18 protein-coding genes and 2 pseudogenes are annotated in these 22,814 nt (G+C 65.6%); 3 read left to right on the top strand and 17 right to left on the bottom strand.

What is annotated here, in order from left to right:
* Nucleotides 1–86: 86 nt before the first annotated feature.
* The 4 genes from CBP34_RS01870 to CBP34_RS01855 all read right to left on the bottom strand — a co-directional run bounded on the left by CBP34_RS01870 (nt 87) and on the right by CBP34_RS01855 (nt 3,961).
* Nucleotides 87–767, bottom strand: a complete 681-nt coding sequence (locus tag CBP34_RS01870; RefSeq protein ID WP_094097117.1) for a type 1 glutamine amidotransferase domain-containing protein — start codon at nt 765–767, stop codon at nt 87–89.
* A 45-nt stretch (nt 768–812) separates the two neighbouring features.
* Nucleotides 813–1,976: an iron-containing alcohol dehydrogenase gene (locus CBP34_RS01865; protein WP_094097116.1), complete on the bottom strand. Its 1,164-nt coding sequence runs from the start codon at nt 1,974–1,976 to the stop codon at nt 813–815.
* Between the two features lie 123 nt (nt 1,977–2,099).
* Nucleotides 2,100–2,741: a TetR/AcrR family transcriptional regulator gene (locus tag CBP34_RS01860; RefSeq protein ID WP_094099014.1), complete on the bottom strand. Its 642-nt coding sequence runs from the start codon at nt 2,739–2,741 to the stop codon at nt 2,100–2,102.
* A 206-nt stretch (nt 2,742–2,947) separates the two neighbouring features.
* Nucleotides 2,948–3,961 (bottom strand): fumarylacetoacetate hydrolase family protein, encoded by a 1,014-nt coding sequence (locus tag CBP34_RS01855; RefSeq protein ID WP_094097115.1) that lies wholly within the window; start codon nt 3,959–3,961, stop codon nt 2,948–2,950.
* A gap of 102 nt (nt 3,962–4,063) precedes the next feature.
* Between CBP34_RS01855 and CBP34_RS01850 the strand changes: the two genes are divergently transcribed.
* From CBP34_RS01850 to CBP34_RS01840, 3 genes are all read left to right on the top strand, one after another.
* On the top strand, nt 4,064–4,348 hold the full coding sequence (locus tag CBP34_RS01850) for a hypothetical protein (RefSeq protein WP_418134700.1): 285 nt from the start codon (nt 4,064–4,066) through the stop codon (nt 4,346–4,348).
* Nucleotides 4,348–5,541, top strand: coding sequence for a DUF3108 domain-containing protein (locus CBP34_RS01845; RefSeq protein ID WP_094097114.1), 1,194 nt, complete (start codon nt 4,348–4,350; stop codon nt 5,539–5,541). Before CBP34_RS01850 ends, CBP34_RS01845 begins: the two co-directional genes overlap by 1 nt.
* A gap of 180 nt (nt 5,542–5,721) precedes the next feature.
* Entirely contained in the window at nt 5,722–6,018 is a 297-nt protein-coding gene (locus tag CBP34_RS01840; RefSeq protein WP_086911130.1) for a BTH_I0359 family protein, read from the top strand.
* Between the two features lie 99 nt (nt 6,019–6,117).
* Here CBP34_RS01840 and CBP34_RS01835 read toward each other — a convergent pair whose 3' ends face one another.
* The 13 genes and pseudogenes from CBP34_RS01835 to CBP34_RS01775 all read right to left on the bottom strand — a co-directional run bounded on the left by CBP34_RS01835 (nt 6,118) and on the right by CBP34_RS01775 (nt 22,803).
* Nucleotides 6,118–7,191 (bottom strand): AbrB family transcriptional regulator, encoded by a 1,074-nt coding sequence (locus tag CBP34_RS01835; RefSeq protein WP_094097113.1) that lies wholly within the window; start codon nt 7,189–7,191, stop codon nt 6,118–6,120.
* A 162-nt stretch (nt 7,192–7,353) separates the two neighbouring features.
* A complete protein-coding gene (locus CBP34_RS01830; RefSeq protein WP_094097112.1) occupies nt 7,354–7,914 on the bottom strand; it encodes a hemerythrin domain-containing protein in 561 nt (186 codons plus the stop codon).
* 8 nt (nt 7,915–7,922) lie between these two features.
* A complete protein-coding gene (locus CBP34_RS01825; protein WP_094097111.1) occupies nt 7,923–8,336 on the bottom strand; it encodes a ribonucleotide reductase subunit alpha in 414 nt (137 codons plus the stop codon).
* 33 nt (nt 8,337–8,369) lie between these two features.
* Nucleotides 8,370–9,041: a nitroreductase family protein gene (locus tag CBP34_RS01820; RefSeq protein WP_094097110.1), complete on the bottom strand. Its 672-nt coding sequence runs from the start codon at nt 9,039–9,041 to the stop codon at nt 8,370–8,372.
* A 15-nt stretch (nt 9,042–9,056) separates the two neighbouring features.
* Nucleotides 9,057–10,388: an NnrS family protein gene (locus CBP34_RS01815; RefSeq protein WP_236748488.1), complete on the bottom strand. Its 1,332-nt coding sequence runs from the start codon at nt 10,386–10,388 to the stop codon at nt 9,057–9,059.
* Nucleotides 10,385–12,820, bottom strand: a complete 2,436-nt coding sequence (locus CBP34_RS01810; protein WP_094097109.1) for an adenosylcobalamin-dependent ribonucleoside-diphosphate reductase — start codon at nt 12,818–12,820, stop codon at nt 10,385–10,387. The genes CBP34_RS01815 and CBP34_RS01810 overlap by 4 nt, the downstream gene beginning before the upstream one ends.
* Before the next feature lie 57 nt (nt 12,821–12,877).
* A complete protein-coding gene (locus tag CBP34_RS01805) occupies nt 12,878–13,558 on the bottom strand; it encodes a carbonic anhydrase (protein WP_086911125.1) in 681 nt (226 codons plus the stop codon).
* A 27-nt stretch (nt 13,559–13,585) separates the two neighbouring features.
* Nucleotides 13,586–14,410, bottom strand: coding sequence for a peptidylprolyl isomerase (locus CBP34_RS01800; RefSeq protein ID WP_418134713.1), 825 nt, complete (start codon nt 14,408–14,410; stop codon nt 13,586–13,588).
* Between the two features lie 147 nt (nt 14,411–14,557).
* Nucleotides 14,558–15,289, bottom strand: a complete 732-nt coding sequence (gene narI / locus CBP34_RS01795; RefSeq protein ID WP_094097108.1) for a respiratory nitrate reductase subunit gamma — start codon at nt 15,287–15,289, stop codon at nt 14,558–14,560.
* The gene (narJ, locus tag CBP34_RS01790) at nt 15,286–15,987 is read right to left on the bottom strand and encodes a nitrate reductase molybdenum cofactor assembly chaperone (protein WP_086926402.1); all 702 of its coding nucleotides are present in this window, start codon (nt 15,985–15,987) and stop codon (nt 15,286–15,288) included. Before narJ ends, narI begins: the two co-directional genes overlap by 4 nt.
* A gap of 20 nt (nt 15,988–16,007) precedes the next feature.
* Nucleotides 16,008–17,530 (bottom strand): annotated as a pseudogene (gene narH, locus CBP34_RS01785) (nitrate reductase subunit beta).
* Between the two features lie 18 nt (nt 17,531–17,548).
* Nucleotides 17,549–21,358: pseudogene (locus CBP34_RS20220) on the bottom strand (nitrate reductase subunit alpha).
* Between the two features lie 35 nt (nt 21,359–21,393).
* Nucleotides 21,394–22,803, bottom strand: coding sequence for a NarK family nitrate/nitrite MFS transporter (locus tag CBP34_RS01775; RefSeq protein WP_086926400.1), 1,410 nt, complete (start codon nt 22,801–22,803; stop codon nt 21,394–21,396).
* Between the last annotated feature and the right edge of the window lie 11 nt (nt 22,804–22,814).

Here is a 22,814-nt window from a genome sequence, read left to right as displayed (position 1 = left end):
AAACAATAGCTGCCAGCGCTTACCGCATAAGCGCTAGAGCCCATTTTTATTCAAATCCTTGTCGCCCGCATCTGACGCTGCTGTCGTCAGCCCAGCTTCTTGAGCAGCGCATGCGCCGCAGGCTCGGATGACGCCGGGTTTTGCCCCGTGATCAGCAGGCCGTCGGTGATCGCATAGGGCTGCCAGTCGCCCAGCTTGGCGTAGTGGCCGCCATTGGCCTTGAGCATGTCTTCCACCAGAAACGGCACCACATCCGTCAACCCCACGGCGGCTTCCTCGGTGTTGGTGAAGCCGGTCACGTTCTTGCCCTTGACCACCGATTGGCCGTCCTTGCCCTTGGGGTGGCGCAGCACGGCAGGTGCGTGGCACACGGCGGCCACGGGCTTGCCGGCGTTCAGCGTGGCCTCGATCAGCGCGATGGAGTGCGCGTCTTCGGCCAGGTCCCACAGCGGGCCGTGGCCGCCGGGGTAGAACACGGCGTCGTAGTCGGAGGCATTCACGTCGGCCAGGCGCTGGGTGCTGGCCAGCTGCTTTTGCGCGGCGGCGTCGGCCTTGAAGCGGCGCGTGGCGTCGGTCTGCGCGCCAGGGTCGTCGCTCTTGGGGTCCAGCGGCGGCTGGCCGCCCTGGGGCGAGGCCAGGGTCACGTCTGCGCCCGCGTCCTTGAACACGTAGTACGGCGCGGCAAACTCTTCCAGCCAGAAGCCGGTTTTGGCGCCGGTGTTGCCCAACTGGTCGTGGGAGGTGAGAACCATCAATATCTTTGGCATGTCATGTCCTTGGTAAACGGTTGTCTTCAGGGGGCTACCAACTGCTTACAGCGCGGCTTCGAGGATGCGCCGGCTCACCGCCGGTGTCACCTCGCGCTGCTCGCCCAGTTGCACCATGCCATGCGCTTCGAGTTGCGCCACCACGGTGTCGATGGTGTCCGCGCCCAGGCCGTAGCCCGACAGGCGTGTGGCGATGCCCATGCTTTCAAAGAAGGCGCGCGTGCGCTCGATGGCGGCGGTGATGCGTTCATCGTCAGTGCCGGTGGTGATGCCCCACACCCGCTCGCCGAATTGCAGCAGCTTTTCACGCTTGGGCACGCGGCGTTCGTTGAGCAATGCGGGCAGCACGATGGCCAAGGTGCGCGCGTGGTCGATGTTGTGCAGTGCCGTCAGTTCGTGCCCGATCATGTGCGTGGCCCAGTCTTGCGGTACACCGGCGCCAATCAGCCCGTTGAGCGCCATGGTGGCCGCCCACATGAGGTTGGCGCGGTCGTCGTACACGGGCTCGGGCGCGGTCAGCAGGCGCGGGCCGATCTCGATCAGCGTCTGCAAAATGCCTTCGGCAAAACGGTCCTGCACGGGGGCGTTGACGGGGTAGGTCAGGTACTGCTCCACGGTGTGCACGAAGGCATCGACCACGCCGTTGGCCAGCTGCTGCGGTGGCAGCGTGTAGGTCTTGGTGGGGTCGAGCACCGAGAACTTCGGGAAGCTGTGCACGCTGCTGAAGGCCAGCTTGGCACCCTTGCCGCGGTGCGTGATGACGCCACCGTTGTTCATTTCCGACCCCGTGGCCGGCAGGGTAAGCACCGCGCCGAACGGCACGGCCTGCGTGATGTTGCGGCCGCGCTTTTCGAGGATGGCCCAGGCGTCATCGCCCTCAAAGCGCACGGCGGCGGCGATGAACTTCACCGCGTCGATCACCGAGCCGCCGCCCACGGCCAGCAGAAAGTCGAAGCCACCCTCGCGGATCTGCGCCACGGCCTTCATCGAGGTTTCGTAGCTCGGGTTGGGCTCGATGCCGCTGAAGGTGGCGTGCTGGCGCTCACCCAGCGCGGCGCGCACCTCTGCGAGCGTGCCGGTCTTTTCGGCGCTGGCGCCGCCCACCAAAATCAGCACCTTGGCTGCGGCGGGAACCAGCGTGGCCAGGTCGGCCACGCGGCCCTTGCCAAAGGCGATGTGGGTGGGGTTATGGAAGTCAAAATTCAGCATGGCAATCCTTCGTGGGTGAATGGAGGGGGCGGGGTGAACAAAGGCACCGGCAGGGCGGTGGGCGGATGGAGAAGTACCGGGAGACTGAGGCAGCGGTGCGGGCCAGAGCGCATGGGCGGTCTCTCAGGCCGCAGCCGCGCCCAGCAGCTGCTCGGTGCTGTGCAACGCATGGTCGAACGCCGAGCCATCGCGCCGCAGCTTGGCCAGCAGGCTGGCGCCCAGCCACAGTTCGTACAAGGTCAACGCCAGCGCCGCAGTGTTGGCACTGGCAGGCAGCGCGCCCTCGGTCTGGCAATCGCGCAGGCACTGGTCGATGCGCTGCACGATGTCGTCGGTGCCACGGCGCAGCGCCAGACGCATGGGCTCGGACATGTCGGCCACCTCGGCGCTGAGCTTGACGATGAGGCATTTGGCGCCTGCAGCTTCGTCGGCGCAACCCTCGGCCGGCGCGCCGGCGGTGGCTATACCGCACTGCGACATATTCCAGTAAGACCAGTAGCGCATCAGCCGTGCCCGCGCCGGCGTGCCGGCATCGTCAGGCTGCAGCAGCGCATCGAGCTGCGCCAGGTAGCGCTCCAGGTACTGCGCCAGCAGCGCTTCGCCAAAGCGCTCCTTGCTGCCGAAGTAGTGGTAGAACGAGCCCTTGGGCACGCCCGCGGCCGCCAGAATCTCGGCCAGGCCGACGCCGACGAAGCCCTTGGCGGCAACCAAGCGCTCGCCACAGCGCAGGATGTGGTGCTTGACGGGGGGTTGCTGTTCGGTGATCACGGCGTACATTGTGCCGCAATTAGACCGGTCGTCTAGTCCCCCAAAGCACAGCCCTTCCACCGATGTGGCCTTGGCCTGGTTTATCCAGCGGCAGGGCCGTGCGCCGTAGGAGGGTTGCCCTCAAAAACGCTATTATTACGATAGCTATTAGCACTCATGAATAAAGCGCTAAAGCCATATTTCACTCAGATTTTCACTGCAACTCACGCGTCCGCAGGCGCTGCGATGGCCTGGTCGATGGCGCCGAAGATGCTGACGCCGTCGGGTCCCTTGACCTCGATGCGGATGGTGTCGCCGAACTTCATGAACTCCGTGCTGGGCTGGCCGTCCTGGATGGTTTCGATGCAGCGCTTTTCGGCGATGCAGCTGTAGCCCCGGGGCCACTCGGTGCGGCCGTTCTGCTCCACGCCCTTGTTGCTGACCGTGCCGCTGCCGATGATGGAGCCGGCGCGCACGTTGCGCGTCTTGGCCACATGGGCGATGAGCTGGCCGAAGTGGAAAGTCATCTCCGGGCCGGCGTCGCACATGCCCACCTTGCGGCCATTCCAGGTGGACTGCACGACGAGGTTCAACCGGCCGTGGTCCCAGGCATCACCCAGTTCATCCAGCGTCACGGCCACGGGGCTGAACGCGGTGGCGGGCTTGGCTTGGAAAAAGCCGAAGCCCTTGGCCAGCTCGGCCGGAATGAGGTTGCGCAGGCTCACGTCGTTGGCCAGCATGACGAGGCGGATGCCATCGAGCGCCTGCTCGGGGCTGGCACCCATCTTCACGTCGCCGGTGACCACGGCGATCTCGGCTTCGAAATCGATACCCATGGCCTCGCTGGGCACCACCACATCGTCGCAGGGGCCGATGAAGTCATCGCTGCCGCCCTGGTACATCAGGGGGTCGGTGTAAAAACTCGCCGGCACTTCGGAGTTGCACGCTTTTCGCACCAGTTCGACGTGGTTGATGTACGCAGAGCCATCCGCCCACTGGTAGGCCCGGGGCAGCGGTGCCATGCATTGCTGCGGATCAAAAGGAAAGGCGTGGCGTGCGCGGCCTGCGTTGAGCTGGTCGTACAGGTCCTGCAACTGGGGCGAAAGGAAGTTCCAGTCGTCCAGCACCTGCTGGAGTTTGCTGGCAATGCCGGTCGCATAATGGGCTGTGCCCAGGTCGCGGGAGACGACAACCAGCTGGCCGTCGCGCGAGCCGTCTTTGTAGGTGGCAAGTTTCATGGGGGCAGGATCTTTGTCTCTGGTTGAAATGGTGCGCACCCCGCGCAAACTACGGCGGGTAAAACTAAATTAACTTAACAAAACACGCGAACTTTAGTGCACATGGACAAGGAACGTGCAGGCACCCAGCCGGTGGAAGCCGGTTTTGCGCAGCTGGAAGGGCTGACTCACTCTCGCTGGCCACCTATGCAGAAAGACCTGGCTGCCCCGGTTGGCATGGGTGCGGCCAAGACCCACCGCGACCTGGTGTGCTTTCAGCGCCTGGGACTGGTGGCGCAGGACAGCCACACCGCGCGCCACGACCTGGGCCCGGCGGCGCCCAAGCGGGGCTTGGTATCGCCGTCGCGCCTCAATGCGGTGCGCCTCGCGCTGGCTGGAGCCCTGTGATGCCACGCCGGCCTTTGCTTGTTCTGACGGCCCTGGTGCTGGCGCTGCACTGGCTGGTACTGCAAGGGATGCCCATGGCCTGGGATGGCAACCCGTCCGCAGCCCCCGCAGCGCAGGTTTTCAGCACGCGCAGCATTGCACCACCGCCGCCCCCACGCCCGGTAGCGGCGCCCACTGCACCGCCCGCGCCCGCCCGCCCCGCAGCCGCGCGCAAGAAGCCTGCCGCTCCCCCGGCGACGCAACACCCAGTCCAGGCAGCCAAGGCTACCGACACGCCAGCGCTGCCCGATGCCCCAGCGCCGCCTGAAACGTCTGGCGAGCCCGGTGACGCCTCAACCGTCGCCCCGGCGGTGGATGCGCCCCCCATTTCCGAGGCGCCTGACGCCGTCGTGGCCGCAGCCCCGCAGCCCCCGGCCAGCGCTGCGGCGCCCGCCGCGTCAACCCCTGAAATCCCCGCCCCCGCCTCGGGGCCCGACAACAACACAGGCGCGGGTGTGGACATCAGCCCCCCTGGCGGCGAACCAGGCCGCCCATCCAGCACGGCCGCGCCCGCCGTGCGCCTGCCCGCGCCGGTGCGCCTGGCGTTTGACGTGAGCGGACAAGCGAAAAAGTTCAACTACAACGCCCGCGCCGAACTACTGTGGCAGCACGACGGCAGCCGCTACGAAGCGCGCCAGGAAATCAGCGCTTTTCTGGTGGGCAGCCGCTCGCAGCGCAGCGTGGGCCATGTCACGCCGCAGGGATTGCAGCCCGAGCGCTTTGCCGACCGCTCGCGCAGCGAGCAGGCGGCCCATTTCGACCATGGCCAGGGCCGCGTCACCTTCAGCGCCAACACCCCGCAGGCGGCCGCCGGGCCCGGCGCGCAAGACCGGCTGAGCGTGTTCATCCAGCTCGGCGCGATGCTGGCGGCCGACCCCGGGCGGTTTGTGCCGGGCACCCAGGTCACGCTAACCACCGTCAGCGCCCGCAGCGCCGACCGGTGGACCTTCTCGATCGAAGGGCAGGAAACGCTGGACCTGCCCACCGGCCCCCTGCTGGCCTGGAAGCTGCAGCGCCTGCCGCGCCGCGACTACGACCAGAAAGCCGAACTGTGGCTGGCCCCCGACCTGGGCTACATGCCCGTGCGCATCCGCCTGACCCAGGCCAACGGCGACTTTGCCGACCTGCGCCTGCGCAGCAGCGGCCCGCCCTGATCACCCCCTGGGCGGCATTCCAGTGTTGCTTGCTTGCGCCATGGCGGCGAAAAACCGGCGCGAACCTGGCACAGGCCCTTTTTCGTGAAATACTGCAAAGCATCAGGTGCCAGGAGGCTGTGGGACTTGAACTCTGGCCACCCGCTGTCATCTGATTCACATATCGACTGGGGGAACACCATGCAAATGCTCTACGACTCTGACTCCTTTGTGGTGGTCCACATGCTGCCCGACGCCGTGGAGCAACAAGGCGCCCCGCTGCACGACACCGCGCCGCCCGCACCCCAACTGGCCCGCCACGGCTTTGAAATCGTGGACAAACGCTCGGGCAAAGAGGTCTATCTGGACGGCTCCTGGGCCGAGATGTTCCAACAACAGATCCTGGCCTGGCAGCGCGACACCCCGACCCAGGAAGAAGTGGAAGACGCCCTGGACCGCTATGCCGGTCTGGCACAGAACCCGGTGGTGGTGCACTGAGCTGAGGCGAACAATGAGAAAAAAGGGGCATCGCCCCTTTTTTTCTGCCTGCGACTGCCCGCCACGCCACGACAGCGGGCCAGTGGGTTACGTCGCCGCTCAAGCTGCCGCTGGCGGGTAGATGCGCCGAAACAAGGGCTCCACCAGCACCAGCACCGCAATCAACCGGCACACCTGAAACGCCGTCACCACCGGAACGCCCAGCTGCAGCACCTTGGCCGTGATGGCCATTTCGGTGATGCCCCCCGGCGACGTGCCCAGCAGCAATGTCACCCAGGGCAGGCCGGTCGCCCAAGCCAGCAGCGCCGCAAACAGGGCGCACACACCCATCAGCACCAGCGTGCCCACGACCACCGACGCCAGCCAGCGCGGCGCGGTGTGCAGAAAGTCGGCACGAAAGCGCACCCCCAGGCTCACGCCAATCACCAGTTGCGCCGCGTTGACCAGTTCCTGTGGCACCGCCGACAGCGTGAGGCCCGCCATGGCCAGCCCCATCGAGACCACCAGCGCGCCCATGAACCAGGGGTTGGCGCGACGCAACCGGTCCATGACCAGCGCTCCGGCCCCGGTCAGGAGCGCCAGCAGTGCCAGCCCCGGCCAGTTCACTGCGCGCACCGTGGGCAGCAGGATATCGAGGCCATGCAGGCCGCTCCACTGCAGCGCAAAAGGAATGGTCACCGTGACGATCAGCAGGCGCAGGCTGTGGCTGGCGGCCACGAGGTCGGTGCGGGCGTTTTCGCGCTCGGCCAGCAGCGTCATTTCGGACGCCGCGCCAATCGCCCCCGCAAAATAGCTGGTGGCCCGCAGCATCGACGCCGGCACGCCATGCATGCGCGGCGCGTGCAGCCGGTACAGCCAGGCACCAAACAGCCAGCCCAGCACCAGCGCCCAGACAATACCCAGCGCAATGGCCCACCACAGGCTGGCCACCAGCGCCACCACCTGCGGCGTGAAATAAAGCCCCAGCGAGGCGCCAATCGACCACTGCCCGGCATTGCGCAGCGGGGCCCAGCTTTCGGTGGGCGCACCGCCGATCGACAGCAACGAGGTGGCCAGCAGCGGGCCGATCATCCAGGGCACCGGGGTGTGCAGCGCCACACAGGCGGCTGCGGCGGCCCAGGACAGGGCCAGGGTCAAGGCCACACGGGCGCCAAAAAGCAGTTGATTACGCATACAAGCCTGCCAGTATCCTGCGGCTCCACGCCCGCACCCCTGCCAGTGCCGGGCGGGCCCATGCTTGTGGGGCATGGCGGGTCTCGCCCTTTGCGACGCGATTTTTAGTCAAATACGGCCGTAGCGCTTATACAGCAAGCGCGAGCAGCTATCTATTTTGAATCACTGTCGCGCTGACGGTGACACCTTGCGGCGTTGCGCCATCTCGCGGCCCATGGCCTCCAGTGCCGGGGCGGCCAGCAGAGCCTGCGCTGCAGGATAGGCCACGGTCTCTTCGTCGGCGATGTGGCGGTCGTAGCGGGCGACAAAGCAGTCGAACGCTGCGCCATCGGCTTCGCTGAACCCGTCCTGCAAGCCATCGGCCAGGGCCTGCAGCGGCAGGCGTGCAGCCGCCCAGTCTGCGGTCATGCAGATGTGGTCGTGCTGCAGGCGCGCCACCAGCTCAGCCACGTCGGGGGTGCCTTGCGCCAGAAGCAGCGGAAACACATGCAGTTCCTCGTCTTCATGGTGCAGCGGCGCCGCGATGTCGAAGTAGCGCAGCACGTCGTGCGCCGCCTGCTGCGCAGGGACATCCGCGCCGTTTTCCAGCACATGGGCGCGCAGCCGCTGCAGCAGGGTGAGCGTGCGCTGCACGCGCTCGTGGCAGGCCTCGAGCATGGCGAAGGGCTGCTCGAACCCCACGGCAGGCGCGTGGAAACCGGGCAGGGCCGAGGGGGTGGCCATGGCTGCGGCTACCCGAACCGGACCGGCTGCCCCTGCCGGTCAAAAGGAATATAGGCGCCATGCGCGCCGCCCTTGATGGCATCGACCATGCGCTGCAGGGGTGCCTCGGCATCGGCGCTGCTGGGGGCCTGGTTCAGCGTGCCAGACAGGGCCGCCGCGAACACCATGGCCCAGTCGTGGCCCGGGGCGGTGAACTGGCGGGCCTCTTCCACCAGCGCGGTGAACGAGGGCAGTTCCTGCGGTGTCTTGTCCACACACATCAGCGGTACCAGGGCGCCGCCCTGCCCGGCTTCAAAACGCTCGCGCTGGGCGGGCGTGGCGTCGTCGGGCAACTCGACGGCGGCAAACACAAACAACAGGCGCTGGGGTTCGGGTTGCAGGCGCGCGGCTTGCAGCAGATCATCGAAACTGGAAACGTCCATGAAAAATCTCGCAATGAAAGAAGTTGGCCTGCGTCAGAACCCGGACACCACGCCCTGGTCCGGGTCCAGCGTGCTGACATAGGCGCTTGCCACGGGCCGCGCACGCACCGCTTTGCGCGACAGCACGGTGCCGATGCTGATGAAACACAGGGCCTGCTCGGAGACCGCCAGCCCAAACAGCGCGCGCAGGCTGGCCGCCTTGAGGGCCTTGCCGCTGGTCAGCGCCGAGCCATAGCCCTGCGCGGTGGCCATCAGCAGCATGTTCTGCACGGCACAGCCGGCGGACACCAGCCGCTCGGCCAGATCGATGTCGGGGTCGCCGCGCTCGCCATCCACCACCACCAGCATCAGCACCGGGGCACGGTAGGCTTTTTCGCGCGCCTGCCCGCACTGTTCGGGCGTGGCGCACGGGTCGCGCTCCAGCAGCGCCTGGGCAAACACCTCGGCCAACGGCGCGCGTGCGGGCTCGGGCACCAGCACAAAGCGCCAGGGCAGCAACTGCCCATGGTCGGGCGCATGGGCCGCGGCGTTCAGGATGGTGGCCAGCTCGGCAGCCCCCGGACCGGGCGCGCCCAGACGCTTGGGCAAAATGGTCTGGCGCGACTGGATCAGCGCTGTGGCCATGGCCACCAACGCGCCCTCGTCCGCGGCGGCAGGGGGCGCTGCGCCGGACGCGTCACGCAGGGGCGAGGCAACGAGAGTCATGTGCAAATCCTCGGTTCAGCCCGGTCGCCCGTCGGCACGCAGGCAGCCGTACCACCGGCCCAGCCGCACCCCCCAGGCGCCCATGGTGGCGGCCCACAAGCCTGCGGCCAATGGCAGCAGCCAGGGCCAGGGCAGCCCGGCAATGCCAGGCACAGCCGCCGCAATGCGCAGTAGCGCCGCCGCTTGCAGGCACCAGAAAAGCGACCATGCAATGCGGTCGGCCACCAATGCGCGGCCACTGTGGCCGCAGGACACGCGCGTGACCATGGCCAGCATCAGCGAAGCCAGGCAGCCCATGGTCAGCGCGTGCAGCGCCCCCAGGGCAAGCACACCGATGCCCAGCGTGACCGACAGCCACTGTGACAGTCCGCCCAGCAGGAACGCCACGCCCAGCCACAGAAAGCCGATGTGCAGCATGGCCAGCAGCTTGTTCTTGAGGCTTTGCACGAGCCCCCACACCCAGGCCAGCCAGACCAGTACGCCGCCCACCACCAATTGCAGCGTGCCATGCACCAACAGCCACGCGGCGCCGGAAGCGCTGGACGGCACACCCGCCAGCTCCAGCCAGGCAGCCAGCACCTGCAGCCCTGCCGCAGCCAGCATCAGCCACAGCACCCAGAACGGGCGCCAGGCCTGCACCATGGGCATGGCACTGGACGTGAAAAACGGAATCATGCGGTGCGCCACCGTGACGTAGACCACCACCACAAAGCCCCAAAGCCCCGTGAAAATCCAGGCCCGCGCTGCGGCGTGGGCGCCAAAAACCAGGCTCAGCCACAGCCCTGCCAGGCTGGCGCAGCCCACCATGCAGGCTGCGCCGATGGCGCGGGCATGGAGCTGGTCCTGCGCCTGGCTGCGCCTTATGCGCCCCCAGAACTGCACGGTCATCCAGACCAGCCCGGCACCGGCCAGCGCCAGCCCCGCCCATGCCACCGCGGCATGCAGGTGCGCGCCTGCCAGCCACAGCAGCCAGCCGGCCGCCTGCGACACCAGCGGCACGCGCAAGTCCTGCACCGGCAGGGGCTCGACCCCCAGCCATTTAGGGCCAGCGGTGAAAAGAAATCCCGAAAAGAACAGCGGAATGAAGCCGAACGCCATCACTGCCGAATGCACCAGCGTGGGGGAAACCGCATAGTGCAGGCCCAGCCAGGCCGTGGACCGGTCGAGCTGCACCAGCGCCCACCACAGGCCCGACGCCACCAGAACCACCATGGCCAGAAAAAAGCCCAGCCGGTGCGGCGCCAGCATCAGGTAGCGGATGCGCCAGCGCTTGTCCATCTGCGCCAACGCCTGCGCAGACGGCTTGCCAGACGCCGTCCGCACCGGAATGACGGGCCGGGAGGTCACCCACAGGTTCCCAGGTGGCCGCACTGCGTGCAGTAGTCGCAGCCGTCCTTGCGGATCACGGCGTGCGCGCCGCATTCGGTGCATTTCTTGCCCGCCATGGCGGGGGGCATGGTGCTGGCCTGCGGTGCAGGCTCTTCCAGCGGCAATTGCTGTTGCACCGGATCGGTCACGCGCCGCGCCAGGATGTTCTGAACGGCATAGGCCATGGCAGCCACTTCGGAGTCATGCCACATCGGCACGCGGGTGCCGTCGTCCTTCTGGTGCGTGCCCAGGCGCACGGGGCCGCGGTCCCAGGCGACCTTGCGCATGTCAGAAAGAGCCCGCTCCAGAAAACCGCCACGCGCCGCCAGTGACAGCAGTCGCATGCTGGCGGTGATCCACTGCTGCGACTCGCCACTCTGGCCCACGGGCATGAAAAATTCGATGGCGCGGTCGACCGTGCCCGAGCCGATGCCCGTGGGCACCGGCAGGAACGAGACGATGAGGTACAGCGTCTTGTGGCCTTCCTGCGTCCAGTACTCCACCTTTTCGGCCACTGCCGAGAGGCCGCCCTTGGGCCGGCTTTCGATCACCGTGCGCATGGGGTCCACGGACGGGGCCGCGGGTGCGGCCACCGTTGCAGGCTCTGCTGCTGCATGGGTTTCGAGCACCGAGCCCAGGATGGCGTTGGGCCGGTAGGTGGCCAGGCCCTTGAGGCGGGCGCGCCAGGCCTGCAGATACAGGTCCTTGAAATCGTCGTAGGGGTAGTCGGCCGGGATGTTCACGGTCTTGGAAATCGCCGTGTCCACATAGGGCTGCACCGCCTCCATCATGGCGATATGCCCTTCGGCAGGCATGGCCAGCGCCGAGATGAAATAGTCGGGCAGCGCATTCACGTCACCGCCCAGATCGCGGTACAGGCGCCATGCGTGGTCTTCCACCGAGTATTCGCTGGTGCTGCCATCGGCCTCGCGCTTCTTGCGCTTGTACATCCACGAGAACGGCGGCTCGATGCCGTTGGAGGCGTTGTCGGCAAAGGCCAGGCTCACGGTGCCCGTCGGGGCAATGGAGAGCAGGTGGCTGTTGCGGATGCCGTGCGTGCGGATCGCTTCCTTGATCGACTCGGGCAGGCGGCTGGCGAAGGTGCCGGCGGCAAGATAGGGCTCGGCCTCGAACTTGGGGAAAGCACCCTTCTCGCGGGCCAGCTCCACCGATGCCAGATAGGCCGCATCGCGCATCGATTGCGCAATGCGCGCCGCCATGGCGCGCCCTTCCTGCATGTCGTAGCGCAGACACAGCATGGCCAGCGTGTTGCCCATACCGGTAAAGCCCACACCAATGCGGCGCTTGGCCATGGCCTCGTCGCGCTGCTGCGGCAGGGGCCAGAAAGTCACATCCAGCACGTTGTCGAGCGCGCGCACCTGCAGGGCCACCACCTTTTCGAAGGCCTCGAAGTCAAACGACGGCAGGCCGTCGAATCCGAACGGGTGGCGCACGAACCGGGTCAGGATGACAGGACCGAGGTCGCAGCAACCATAGGATGGCAGCGGTTGCTCGCCGCACGGGTTGGTGGCGGCGATGTCTTCGCAGTAGTTGAGGTTGTTGTCCTCGTTGATATGGTCGAGGAACAGGATGCCGGGCTCGGCGAAGTCGTAGGCCGACTTCATGATGGTGTCCCACAACTCGCGTGCGGGCACGGTGGCGTAGACCCACAGTCCGTCCGCGCGCTGGCGGGCGCCCTGAGCCAGCAGGTTGGCACCGGGCTTGGCCTTGTGCACCAGCTCCCAGGGTGCGTTGGCCTGCACGGCGGTAATGAACTCGTCCGAGACCCCCACCGACACGTTGAAATTGTTCCAGCGCCCTGGCGTGCGCTTGGCCGTGATGAACTCGTGCACATCGGGGTGATCGATGCGCAACACCCCCATTTGTGCCCCGCGACGTGCGCCGGCGCTCTCCACGGTAGAGCACGACTGGTCGAACACATTCATGTAGCTGCAGGGCCCCGACGCCATGGATGCCGTGGCCTTGACCTGGGCGCCCTTGGGGCGGATGCGCGAGAAGTCATAGCCCACGCCGCCACCGCGGCGCATGGTTTCAGCAGCCTCGCGCAAGGCTTCATAAATGCCGGGAAAGCCTTCGTCGTCCACGCCCTGGATGCAATCGCCCACGGGTTGCACAAAGCAGTTGATCAGCGTGGCCTGGATGTCGGTGCCCGCGGCGCTCATGATGCGGCCCGCGCCAATGGCGCCCGCATGCAGATTCTCCAGGAACAGTGTTTCGTACTTGTCGCGCAGGTCGGGCGCTTCTACCGAAGCCAGGGCGCGGGCCACGCGGCGGTAGAGGTCTTCGGCGCTGGTTTCACCGGGTTTGAGGTATTTTTCACGCAACACATCCAGGCTGATGGGCTGCAACGAAGAGGTGGAGTTCATGGGGGGATTGGGTTCGCGCTTCATGGTTTCTGATGATTGGATTTCTGCTTTGGGGTGGCCTTGCGCTCCATCAAGAAGGAATCAAAGCTCGTCCAAAAGAACCTGCCCGTCATGCTCCACATAGGGGTGGTACGGCCCCGTACCACTGTTGTCAGCCAGCGACGCGGGCACAAATCCCCCCGTCTTGACATCGAACACATGCACTTCCCCCTCCTCGATCACGTAATGCCAGCCGTGCAGACTGATCTGGCCCGTCTGCACTCGGCTACGGACCATAGGATATTCCATCAGCCGCTCGAGCTGCAGCACGACGGCCCGCTGCTCGGTGCGGCGCAACACCTCGGGACCCGGCTGCATGGGCAACAGGGCCTCGCGCCCCAGGTCCAGCCAGCGGTTCAGGTTGGGCGCCTCGGGCGACACCTCACCATACATCGCCTTGATGGCCCCACAGTGACTGTGGCCGCACACCACGATGCGGCGCACCTGCAGGTTGAGCACCGCGAACTCGATGGCCGCCGTGGTGCCATGGTGGCCGTGCGATCCGTCGTATGGCGGGATGAACGCGCCCACATTGCGCACCAGAAAAAGCTCCCCCGGGCCCGCGCCGGTCAGCAGGTAGGGCACCAGGCGTGAGTCAGAGCAGCCGATGAACAAGGTGGTGGGGTGCTGTCCCTCATCCACCAGCGTCTGGAACTGCTCGCGATATTGGGGGAACGCGTCGTCGTGGAAACGGCGCAGGCGTTCAAGCAGCTCGTCGGGCATGGGGCAATCGGGTGGCGTGCGATGCCACTACTGCACGAGCGGGGAATCGGCTGCGTCCAGCGCCACCCCCTCCACCACGGCCGCGCCAGCCAGCAGCTGCAGGTATTGGCGCAAGGCGTTCACCCAGGCTTGCTGGCGCAGCGTGAGCGCGATGGCCTGGCGCACCTCCTCGAACGCGGGTTGCTGCCCCGGATCGCGCGCCACCACTTCCACCACATGCAGGCCAAAGCGGCTGTGCACCAGCCGCGCCAGCACACCGATTTCGGCACTGCCAAACACCTCGCGGGCGAACTCGGGTGCGCAATCGGCACGGCTGAGCCAGCCCAACTTGCCGCCCTGCTGTCCGCTCGGGCAGTTGGACCACTGCGCAGCCGCCTGGGCAAACTTGGCACCGCCGTCGTCCGCGCAGCGCAGCTCGATCAGCAAGGCCTCGGCACGCAGGCGCAGCAGCTTCACATCCACGCCCGGCGTTACAGCAAACAACACATGGCGCAGTTGCACGCGCTCGCCGTGGGCGTGCGCGGCGGGGTGGGCGTCGTGGTAACGGCGGCAGGCTTCTTCCGACGGGTCGGGAATGGGCAGTTCACGATCGAGCAATTGCTCGATGGCGTTGGAGGCCGCGGCACTGATGGCACCTTCGACACCCGGCACATCGTCCAGGGCCAGCAAGCCAGCTTGCTGTGCCGCCTGGCGCAGCAGCTCGGTACATGCGCGCTGGCGCAGGGCTTCTTCGTCGAGCAGCTCGTGCGGTGCATTCAGAGCCACGCCATTGATGCGCGCCACCTCGGCAACAACACGGTTCATACCGCCCACATCGGGCGGCAGCCCGGCCAGGGCTGGGGCCTGAGCCATCGTCGCTGCCAGGGCTTCGTAGGCCGCCGTCTGCGTGGGTGTCAGCGTGCTGGCGGGTGTACCCGCATGGCTATTGCTTTCGGTGGAGCTGCAGCCGCAGCTCCCGGTTCCACATCCGCTCATGGTGTGCTCCTTGGATCGTGTGTTTCAGGCGCGGCGGTCTTGCGACTGCATATGGCCGGGCGGCAGGTTCAGGCGGCGCGCACGCACCACCTGGTAGGGGCGCAGCACATAGGCCAGCGTGCCAAAGCCGCTCCACACATGCACCAGTCGCGTGAACGGGAAGATCAAGAAGATGCTCATGCCCAGCACCATGTGCGCCTTGAAGATCCAGCCGGCATCGGCCAGCAGTTCCACCCCGCCAGTACGGAAGGTCACGACGCGCTGCGCCCACTCGGCCAGCAACATCATCATGGAGCCGTCCAGGTGCTTGGCGGACAACGGAATCGTGGCCAGGCCCAATGCCAGTTGCAGCCACAGGAGCAACAGCAGGACGATGTCGCTGGTCTTCGACGTGGCACGAATGCGCGGGTCCGACAAGCGGCGGTGCAGCAAGATGGACACCCCCACAAAGCCCAACAGCCCGGCGATCCCGCCCGACACCATCGCCATCAGCTGCTTGTTGCCCGCGCTGATAAAACCCTCGTACAAGAAGTGCGGCGTAAGCATGCCCACCGTGTGCCCGAAGAACAGGAACAGCACGCCAATGTGGAACAGGTTGCTGCCCCAGCGCAGGCTACCGGTGCGCAGCAGTTGGGACGAATCGCTTTTCCAGGTGTACTGGTCGCGGTCAAACCGCGCCCAGCTACCAATGAAAAAGACGGCCAGGCAAATATAGGGGTAGATGCCAAACAACAGGGTATCAAGCCAGGCGGTCATACGGAGACTCCTTCTGGTGCCCGCTCGGCGCGGGGAGTACGAACAAAATGCATTGGCTGCGGCTGGTCAGGTTTGGACTGACCCTGGGTGCTGCAACCGCCAAACGCTTCGGGCTCGGCCCACACCTCGTCCATCTCGGGCTCGGGGGTGAGCGCCACCGACTGCACACGCTGGCCCGACACTTCGAGCACGGCGGCAATCACGCTGGCGTAGGGGCTGCTGCGCGCCACCAGCGCACTGAACAGTGCGTTCAGGATGTGGGCCATTTCGCCCAGGAACTCCCTGGCCACTTCGGGCGGCTGGGTGGAGGCGAACTCCAGCACCACCGGCAGATGGTCAGGCAGTTCTTCGGCGTCGAACTTCAAACCGGCTTTCTCATAGGTCTGCAGCAGGTCGATGAGTGCCGGGCCCCGGTCGCGCGAATCACCGTGCACATGCTCGAACAGGTGCAACGAGGTCTGGCGACCCCGGTCGAAGTTGTCCACGTAGCGGGCTTCTGCTTCCAGTGGGTCGAGCGCCGCAAGGTGCTGGCACACGGCTTCAAGCTCCGCCATGCGTTCGGTGGTCAGGGCCTGTTCCACCTGCAGCGCGTCGATGAGCTGCGGCATCACGCTGCGCAGTTGCGCGTCGGGGTAGCTCAGCAGGTAGCCCAGGGCACGCAAGGTCAGGCGCACGGAGGTCGGGTTCTTCTTGAACATGGTGATTCCTTCCGTTGCACTCAAACAGTGGCCTTGATGGGGATCGTGCGGGGCTTCTTGCCGCCAAACATGCTGACCTCGGTGGCGCCGTCCGAGCACCCGTTGCCAAACGAGAAGCCGCAGCCGCCCCGGATGTCGAACGCGTTCTCGGCGTATTCACGGTGGGCCGAGGGAATGACGAAACGGTCCTCGTAGTTGGCAATCGCCATCACGTGGTACATCTCCTCGACCTCGGCCATCGACAGGCCCGCCTGCTTGAGCACCGACAGGTTCTGGCGCTGCTCCACATGCTTGTCGCGCTGGTAGGTGCGCATGGCCAGCATGCGCTCCAGCGCGCGCACCACGGGGCCGGTGTCGCCGGCGGTGAGCAGGTTGGCCAGGTACTGCACGGGGATGCGCAGCTGCGACACGTCAGGGATGTCGCCATTCACGCCGACATGGCCTGCGTTGGCGGCGGCCGTGATGGGCGACAGGGGCGGCACATACCAGACCATGGGCAGAGTGCGGTACTCGGGGTGCAGCGGCAGGGCGACCTTCCACTGCACGGCCATCTTGTAGACCGGGCTGTTGCGGGCTGCGTCCATCCAGCTGTCGGGGATGCCGTCGATACGCGCCTGCTTGATGACATCGGGGTCGTTCGGATCGAGGAAGATGTCGAGTTGCGCCTGGTACAGGTCACGGTCGCGCTCCACGCTGGCGGCTTCCTGGATGCGGTCTGCGTCATACAGCAGCACGCCCAGGTAACGGATGCGGCCCACGCAGGTTTCGGAGCACACGGTGGGCTGACCGGCCTCGATGCGGGGGTAGCAGAAGATGCACTTCTCGGCCTTGCCCGACTGCCAGTTGTAATAGATCTTCTTGTAGGGGCAGCCCGAGACGCACATGCGCCAGCCGCGGCACTTGTCCTGATCGATCAGCACGATGCCGTCTTCCTCGCGCTTGTAGATCGAGCCGCTGGGGCACGATGCCACGCACGCCGGGTTCAGGCAGTGCTCGCACAGGCGCGGCAAGTACATCATGAAGGTGTTTTCGAACTGGCCGTAGATGTCCTTTTGCACATCGTCGAAGTTCTTGTCCTTGCTGCGTTTGCTGAACTCGCCGCCCAGGATTTCTTCCCAGTTCGGGCCCCACTCGATCTTCTCCATGCGCTTGCCGGTGATCAGGCTGCGCGGACGGGCCGTGGGTGCGGCCTTGCTTTCGGGCGCGGACTGCAGGTGGTCGTAGTCGAACGTGAAGGGCTCGTAGTAGTCGTCGATCTGCGGCAGGTTGGGGTTGGCGAAGATGCGCATGAGCAGCTTCCACTTGCCGCCCTGGCGCGGGGCGATGGAGCCGTCCGGGTTGCGTACCCAGCCGCCGTTCCACTTGTCCTGGTTTTCCCATTCCTTGGGTAGCCGATGCCGGGCTTGGTCTCGACGTTGTTGAACCAGGCGTACTCCACCCCGGGGCGGCTGGTCCAGACGTTCTTGCAGGTGACCGAACAGGTGTGGCAACCAATGCACTTGTCCAGGTTCAGCACCATGCCGATTTGTGCGCGAATTTTCATCGTGTTTCTCCTTGGAGCTCAGGCGTGTGCGCCGCTGTGGGCCGAAGCGGACGCATCTTCACCGTCCATCCAGTCGATGCGGTCCATCTTGCGCACCAGCACGAACTCGTCGCGGTTGGTGCCGATGGTTCCGTAGTAGTTGAAGCCGTAGCTGAACTGTGCGTAGCCGCCAATCATGTGGGTGGGTTTGAGCACGATGCGCGTGACCGAGTTGTGGATACCGCCACGGGTGCCGGTGATCTCGGAGCCGGGCGTGTTGATGATCTTCTCTTGCGAGTGGTACATCATCACCATGCCGGGGTTCACACGCTGGCTCACCACCGCGCGGGCCGCAATGGCGCCGTTGGCGTTGAAGAGTTCGACCCAGTCGTTGTCCACAATGCCGGCGACCTTGGCGTCGTCTTCGCTCAACCACACCACCGAGCCGCCTCGGTTCAGCGTGAGCATCATCAGGTTGTCGCTGTACGTGCTGTGGATGCCCCACTTCTGGTGCGGCGTGATGAAGTTCAGCTGGATCTCTTTGTTGCCGTTGGGCTTCTTGCCTTCGACTTCGTGGAGCGTCTTCAGATGCACGGGTGGGCGGTAGCTCACAAAGCCCTCGCCGAAGTCGCGCATCCACGGATGGTCCTGGTAGAACTGCTGGCGGCCCGTGAGGGTGCGCCATGGGATGTACTCGTGCACATTGGTGTAGCCGGCGTTGTAACTGACCTTCTCGCTTTCCAGGCCCGACCAGGTGGGCGAGCTGATGATCTTGCGCGGCTGCGCCTGGATGTCGCGGAAGCGGATCTTCTCGTCCTCGCGGTGCAGCGCCAGGTGCACGTGGTCGCGCCCGGTCTGCTTGCCCAGGGCTTCCCAGGCCTTGCAGGCCACGTGGCCATTGGTTTCGGGGGCCAGCATCATCACCACTTCGGTGGCGTCGATGTCGGTCACGATGCGGGGCATGCCCTGAGTCACGCCCTCTTCATTCACGCGGCCGTTCAGGTCGCCCAGCTGGCCGACTTCGGTCTGCGTGTTCCAGCCGATGCCCTTGCCGCCGTTGCCGGCCTTTTCCATCAGCGGGCCCAGGGCCGTGAAGCGCTTGTAAAGGTTGGGGTAGTCGCGCTCGACCACCGTGACCTGCGGTGCGGTCTTGCCGGGGATGAGTTCGCAATCGCCTTTCTTCCAGTCGCGCACGCCATACGGTTGTGCCATTTCACCGGGGGTGTCGTGCATGATGGGCGTGAGTACCACGTCCTTTTCGACGCCCAGGTGGCCTACGCTGACCTCGCTTACGGCCTTGGCGAAACCCTTGTAGATCTCCCAGTCGCTCTTGGCCTGCCAGGCAGGGTCCACCGCTGTGGACAGCGGGTGGATGAAGGGGTGCATGTCGCTGGTGTTGAGGTCGTTCTTCTCGTACCAGGTGGCGGTGGGCAGGACGATGTCGGAGTACAGGCAGGTCGTGCTCATGCGGAAGTCGAGCGTGACCAGCAGGTCCAGCTTGCCTTCGGGTGCGTTGGCGTGCCACTGCACTTCCTCGGGCTTGGCTTCGTCCTTGCCCAGATCCTTGCCCTGCACGCCGTGGGTGGTGCCCAGCAAGTGCTTGAGGAAATACTCATGCCCCTTGCCCGACGAGCCCAGGATGTTGGAGCGCCACACAAACATGTTGCGCGGCCAATTGGCGGGGTGGTCCGGGTCTTCGCAGCTCATCTCCAGGCTACCGTCCTTGAGCGACTGCACCACATAGTCCTTGGCGTCCATGCCCTTCGCGGCCGCGTCCTTGGCCACCTGCAGAGGACTGGTCTTGAGCTGGGGGCCGAAGGCAGCCAGCCCATGCGCTCGGCGCGCACGTTGTAGTCGATCTGGGCGCCGTGGTAAGCGCTGGCATCGGCCAGGGGCGAGAGGATTTCTTCCATGCCCAGCTTCTCGTAGCGCCACTGGTCGGTGTGGGCGTAGAAGAAGCTGGTGCTGTTCATCTGGCGGGGTGGGCGGATCCAGTCCAGCGCAAAGGCCAGCGCCGTCCAGCCGGTCTGGGGTCGCAGCTTTTCCTGGCCCACATAGTGCGCCCAGCCGCCGCCGCTCTGGCCAATACAGCCGCACAGCATCAGCATGTTGATGATGCCGCGGTAGTTCATGTCGCAGTGGTACCAATGGTTCATCGCCGCACCGATGATGACCATGGACTTGCCATGCGTCTTGTCGGCGTTGTCGGCAAACTGGCGCGCCACGGTGATGATTTGCTCGCGCGGCACGCCAGTGATGGCCTCTTGCCATGCGGGCGTGTAGGCGCGGTCGGCGTCGTAGCTGCCACCTGGCTCTTCGCCGGGCAGGCCCCGGTCGATGCCGTAGTTGCCGGCCAGCAGGTCGAACACGGTGGCCACCATCACGCGCCCCTGGGCTTCGTGCCCGGCCAGTTCCAGATGGGACACCGGCACGCGGCGCACCATCACGTCGCCACCTTGTTCATTGGCCGTGAAGTTGGGCGTTGCCACGCCGCCAAAGTACGGGAAGGCCACATCGGCCACGTCATAGGCCTGGGCGCCGTCTTCGATCACCGACAGCTTGAGCTTGACGGTGTTGCCGGTGCGTGCTTCCTTGTTCTCCAGGTTCCACAGGCCCTGGTCGGCACGGCCGTCGGCACCCCAGCGAAAACCGATGGAGCCATTGGGCAGCGTGACCTGACCCAGTTCGTCGTAGCCGACGGTCTTCCAGTCGGGGTTGTTCGACTGGTCGAGCTGGCCAGGGAAGTCGCTGGCGCGCACATAGCGGTCGGGCACCATCACCGTGCGGCCATCGGGCAACGTCTTTTCCTTCAAAACCACCAGCAGCGGCAGGTCGGTGTAGCGGCGCGCGTAGTCGTCGAAGTAGGTGCTGCGGCCCTTGCCGCCGTCCTTGAAGTAGAACTCCTTCAGGATCACATGGCCCATGGCCATGGCCACGGCGGCATCGGTTCCCTGCTTGGGGTGCATCCACAAATCGCCGAGCTTGGCCACTTCGGAATAGTCGGGCGTGATGGACACCACCTTGGTGCCCTTGTAGCGCACCTCGGTCAGGAAGTGGGCATCTGGCGTGCGCGTCTGGGGCACGTTGGAGCCCCAGGCAATGATGTACGAGCTGTTGTACCAGTCGGCCGACTCGGGCACGTCGGTCTGCTCGCCCCAGGTCTGCGGGCTGCTGGGGGCAGATCGCAGTACCAGTCGTAAAAACTCATGCACACGCCGCCGATCAGGCTGAGGTAGCGGCTGCCTGCGGCGTACGAAATCATCGACATCGCCGGGATGGGCGAAAAGCCGATGATGCGGTCCGGCCCGTGCTTCTTGATGGTGTACACGTTGGCCGCAGCGATCATCTGGTTGACTTCGTCCCAGGTGCTGCGCACGAAGCCGCCCAGGCCGCGCTGCTTTTGCCATTCGCGCTTGGAGGCGTCGTTCTCGACGATGCTGGCCCAGGCGTCCACCGGGCTCTTGGCCAGTGCGATGGCAGCACGCCAGTGCTTGAGCAAGCGGCCGCGCACCATCGGGTATTTCACGCGGTTAGCGCTGTACAGGTACCAGCTGTAGCTGGCGCCGCGCGCGCAGCCACGGGCTCGTGGTTGGGCAGGTCGGGGCGCGTGCGGGGGTAGTCGGTCTGCTGGGTTTCCCAGGTGACGATGCCGCCCTTGACGTAGATCTTCCACGAGCACGAGCCCGTGCAGTTCACGCCGTGCGTGGAGCGCACGATCTTGTCGTGCGCCCAGCGGTCACGGTAGGCGTCTTCCCAGGTGCGGTCTTCACCGTTGGTTTCGCCGTGGCCCTGGGCAAAGGTTTCGCGCGGTTGCGAGAAGTACGAGAGGCGATCGAGGAAGTGGCTCATCGGGGGCTCCTTTTTCTGTTCTGTTCAGGGGGTGATCAGCAAGGCATCTCGGCGTGCTTGCGGGCGTAGTACCACCAGGTGATCACGATGCAAATGACGTAGAAGGCAACGAAGGTCCACAGTGCGGCTTCGGGGCCACCGGTCAGCGCAATGGAGCTGCCGTAGCTCTTGGGAATGAAGAAGCCCCCGTAGGCGGCCATGGCGGCTGTGAAGCCCAGAGTGGCTGCGCCCAGCGTGTTGCCTTCCTTGTTGGCCTGCGCCACTGCGGCGGTGTTGTTGCGGTCCACGCCGCGCATGGCCTCGGCCAGAAAAATCACGGGAATCATGCGGAAGGTGGAGCCATTGCCGATCCCCGTGGTCAGGAACAGCACCAGGAAGCACACGAAGAACCCGGAGAACTGCCCCGCCGAGGAGCCCGATGGCAGGAAGTAGATAACGCCCACCACGGCCAGCGCCATGACGATGAAGTTCCACAACGTGACGCGCGCGCCCCCGAGCTTGTCCGCCAGCCAGCCGCCAAAGGGGCGCACCACGGCGCCCACCAGCGGGCCCAGCCAGGCGTAGGCCAGGGGGTTGATGCCGGGAAACTGGCTCTTGATCAGCAAGGGGAAACCAGCGGCATAGCCAATGAACGAACCGAACGTGCCCAGATACAGCACGCACATCAGCCAGTTGTGCTTGCGCCGGAAGATGGCGGCCTGGGTGGCAAACGACGCCTTGGCATCGGCAATATCGTTCATGCCGAACCATGCGGCCAGCGAAGCCAGCGCGATCCACGGCACCCAGATGAAGGCGGCGTTCTGCGTCCATACCTGCACTGACTGGCCGTTCTTCACGATCGTCTGCGGATCCCCGCCAAAAATGCCGAAGATGCCTGCCGTGACCACCAGCGGGCTCAGGAACTGCACCACCGACACGCCCAGGTTACCCAGGCCCGCATTCACCCCCAGGGCCGAACCCTTGCGCTCCTTCGGAAAGAAGAAGCTGATGTTGGCCATGCTGGAACTGAAATTGCCCCCCCCCAGACCACACAGCAGCGCCAGCACCAGCATCGTCGGATAGCTGGTGGTGTTGTCCTGCACCGCGTAACCGATGCCGATGGCGGGGATGAGCAAGGTTGCGGTGGAGATGGAAGTCCAGCGACGCCCGCCCACCAGCGGCACCATGAACGAGTAGAAGATGCGCAACGTGGCGCCGCTGAGCGCAGGCGCTGCGGCCAGCCAGAACAGCTGGTTGGTGGAATACTTGAACCCCAGCCCGGGCAGGCTGACGGCCACGACGCTCCAGACCTGCCAGATGGCAAAGGCCAGGAACAGCGCGGGCACCGAGATCCACAGGTTGAGCTTGGCGACGGCTTCGCCTTCACGCTCCCAGAACGACTTGTCCTCTGGGGCCCACAGGGTGAGCAGACGCCCCTGGCGACCGCTTTGTTGGTTGGCAGACATGGTAGTTACCT

The sequence above is a fragment of the Acidovorax carolinensis genome (assembly GCF_002157145.1).
Taxonomy (GTDB): domain Bacteria; phylum Pseudomonadota; class Gammaproteobacteria; order Burkholderiales; family Burkholderiaceae_C; genus Acidovorax; species Acidovorax carolinensis.
This window is presented reverse-complemented; position numbering and strand designations above follow the sequence as displayed.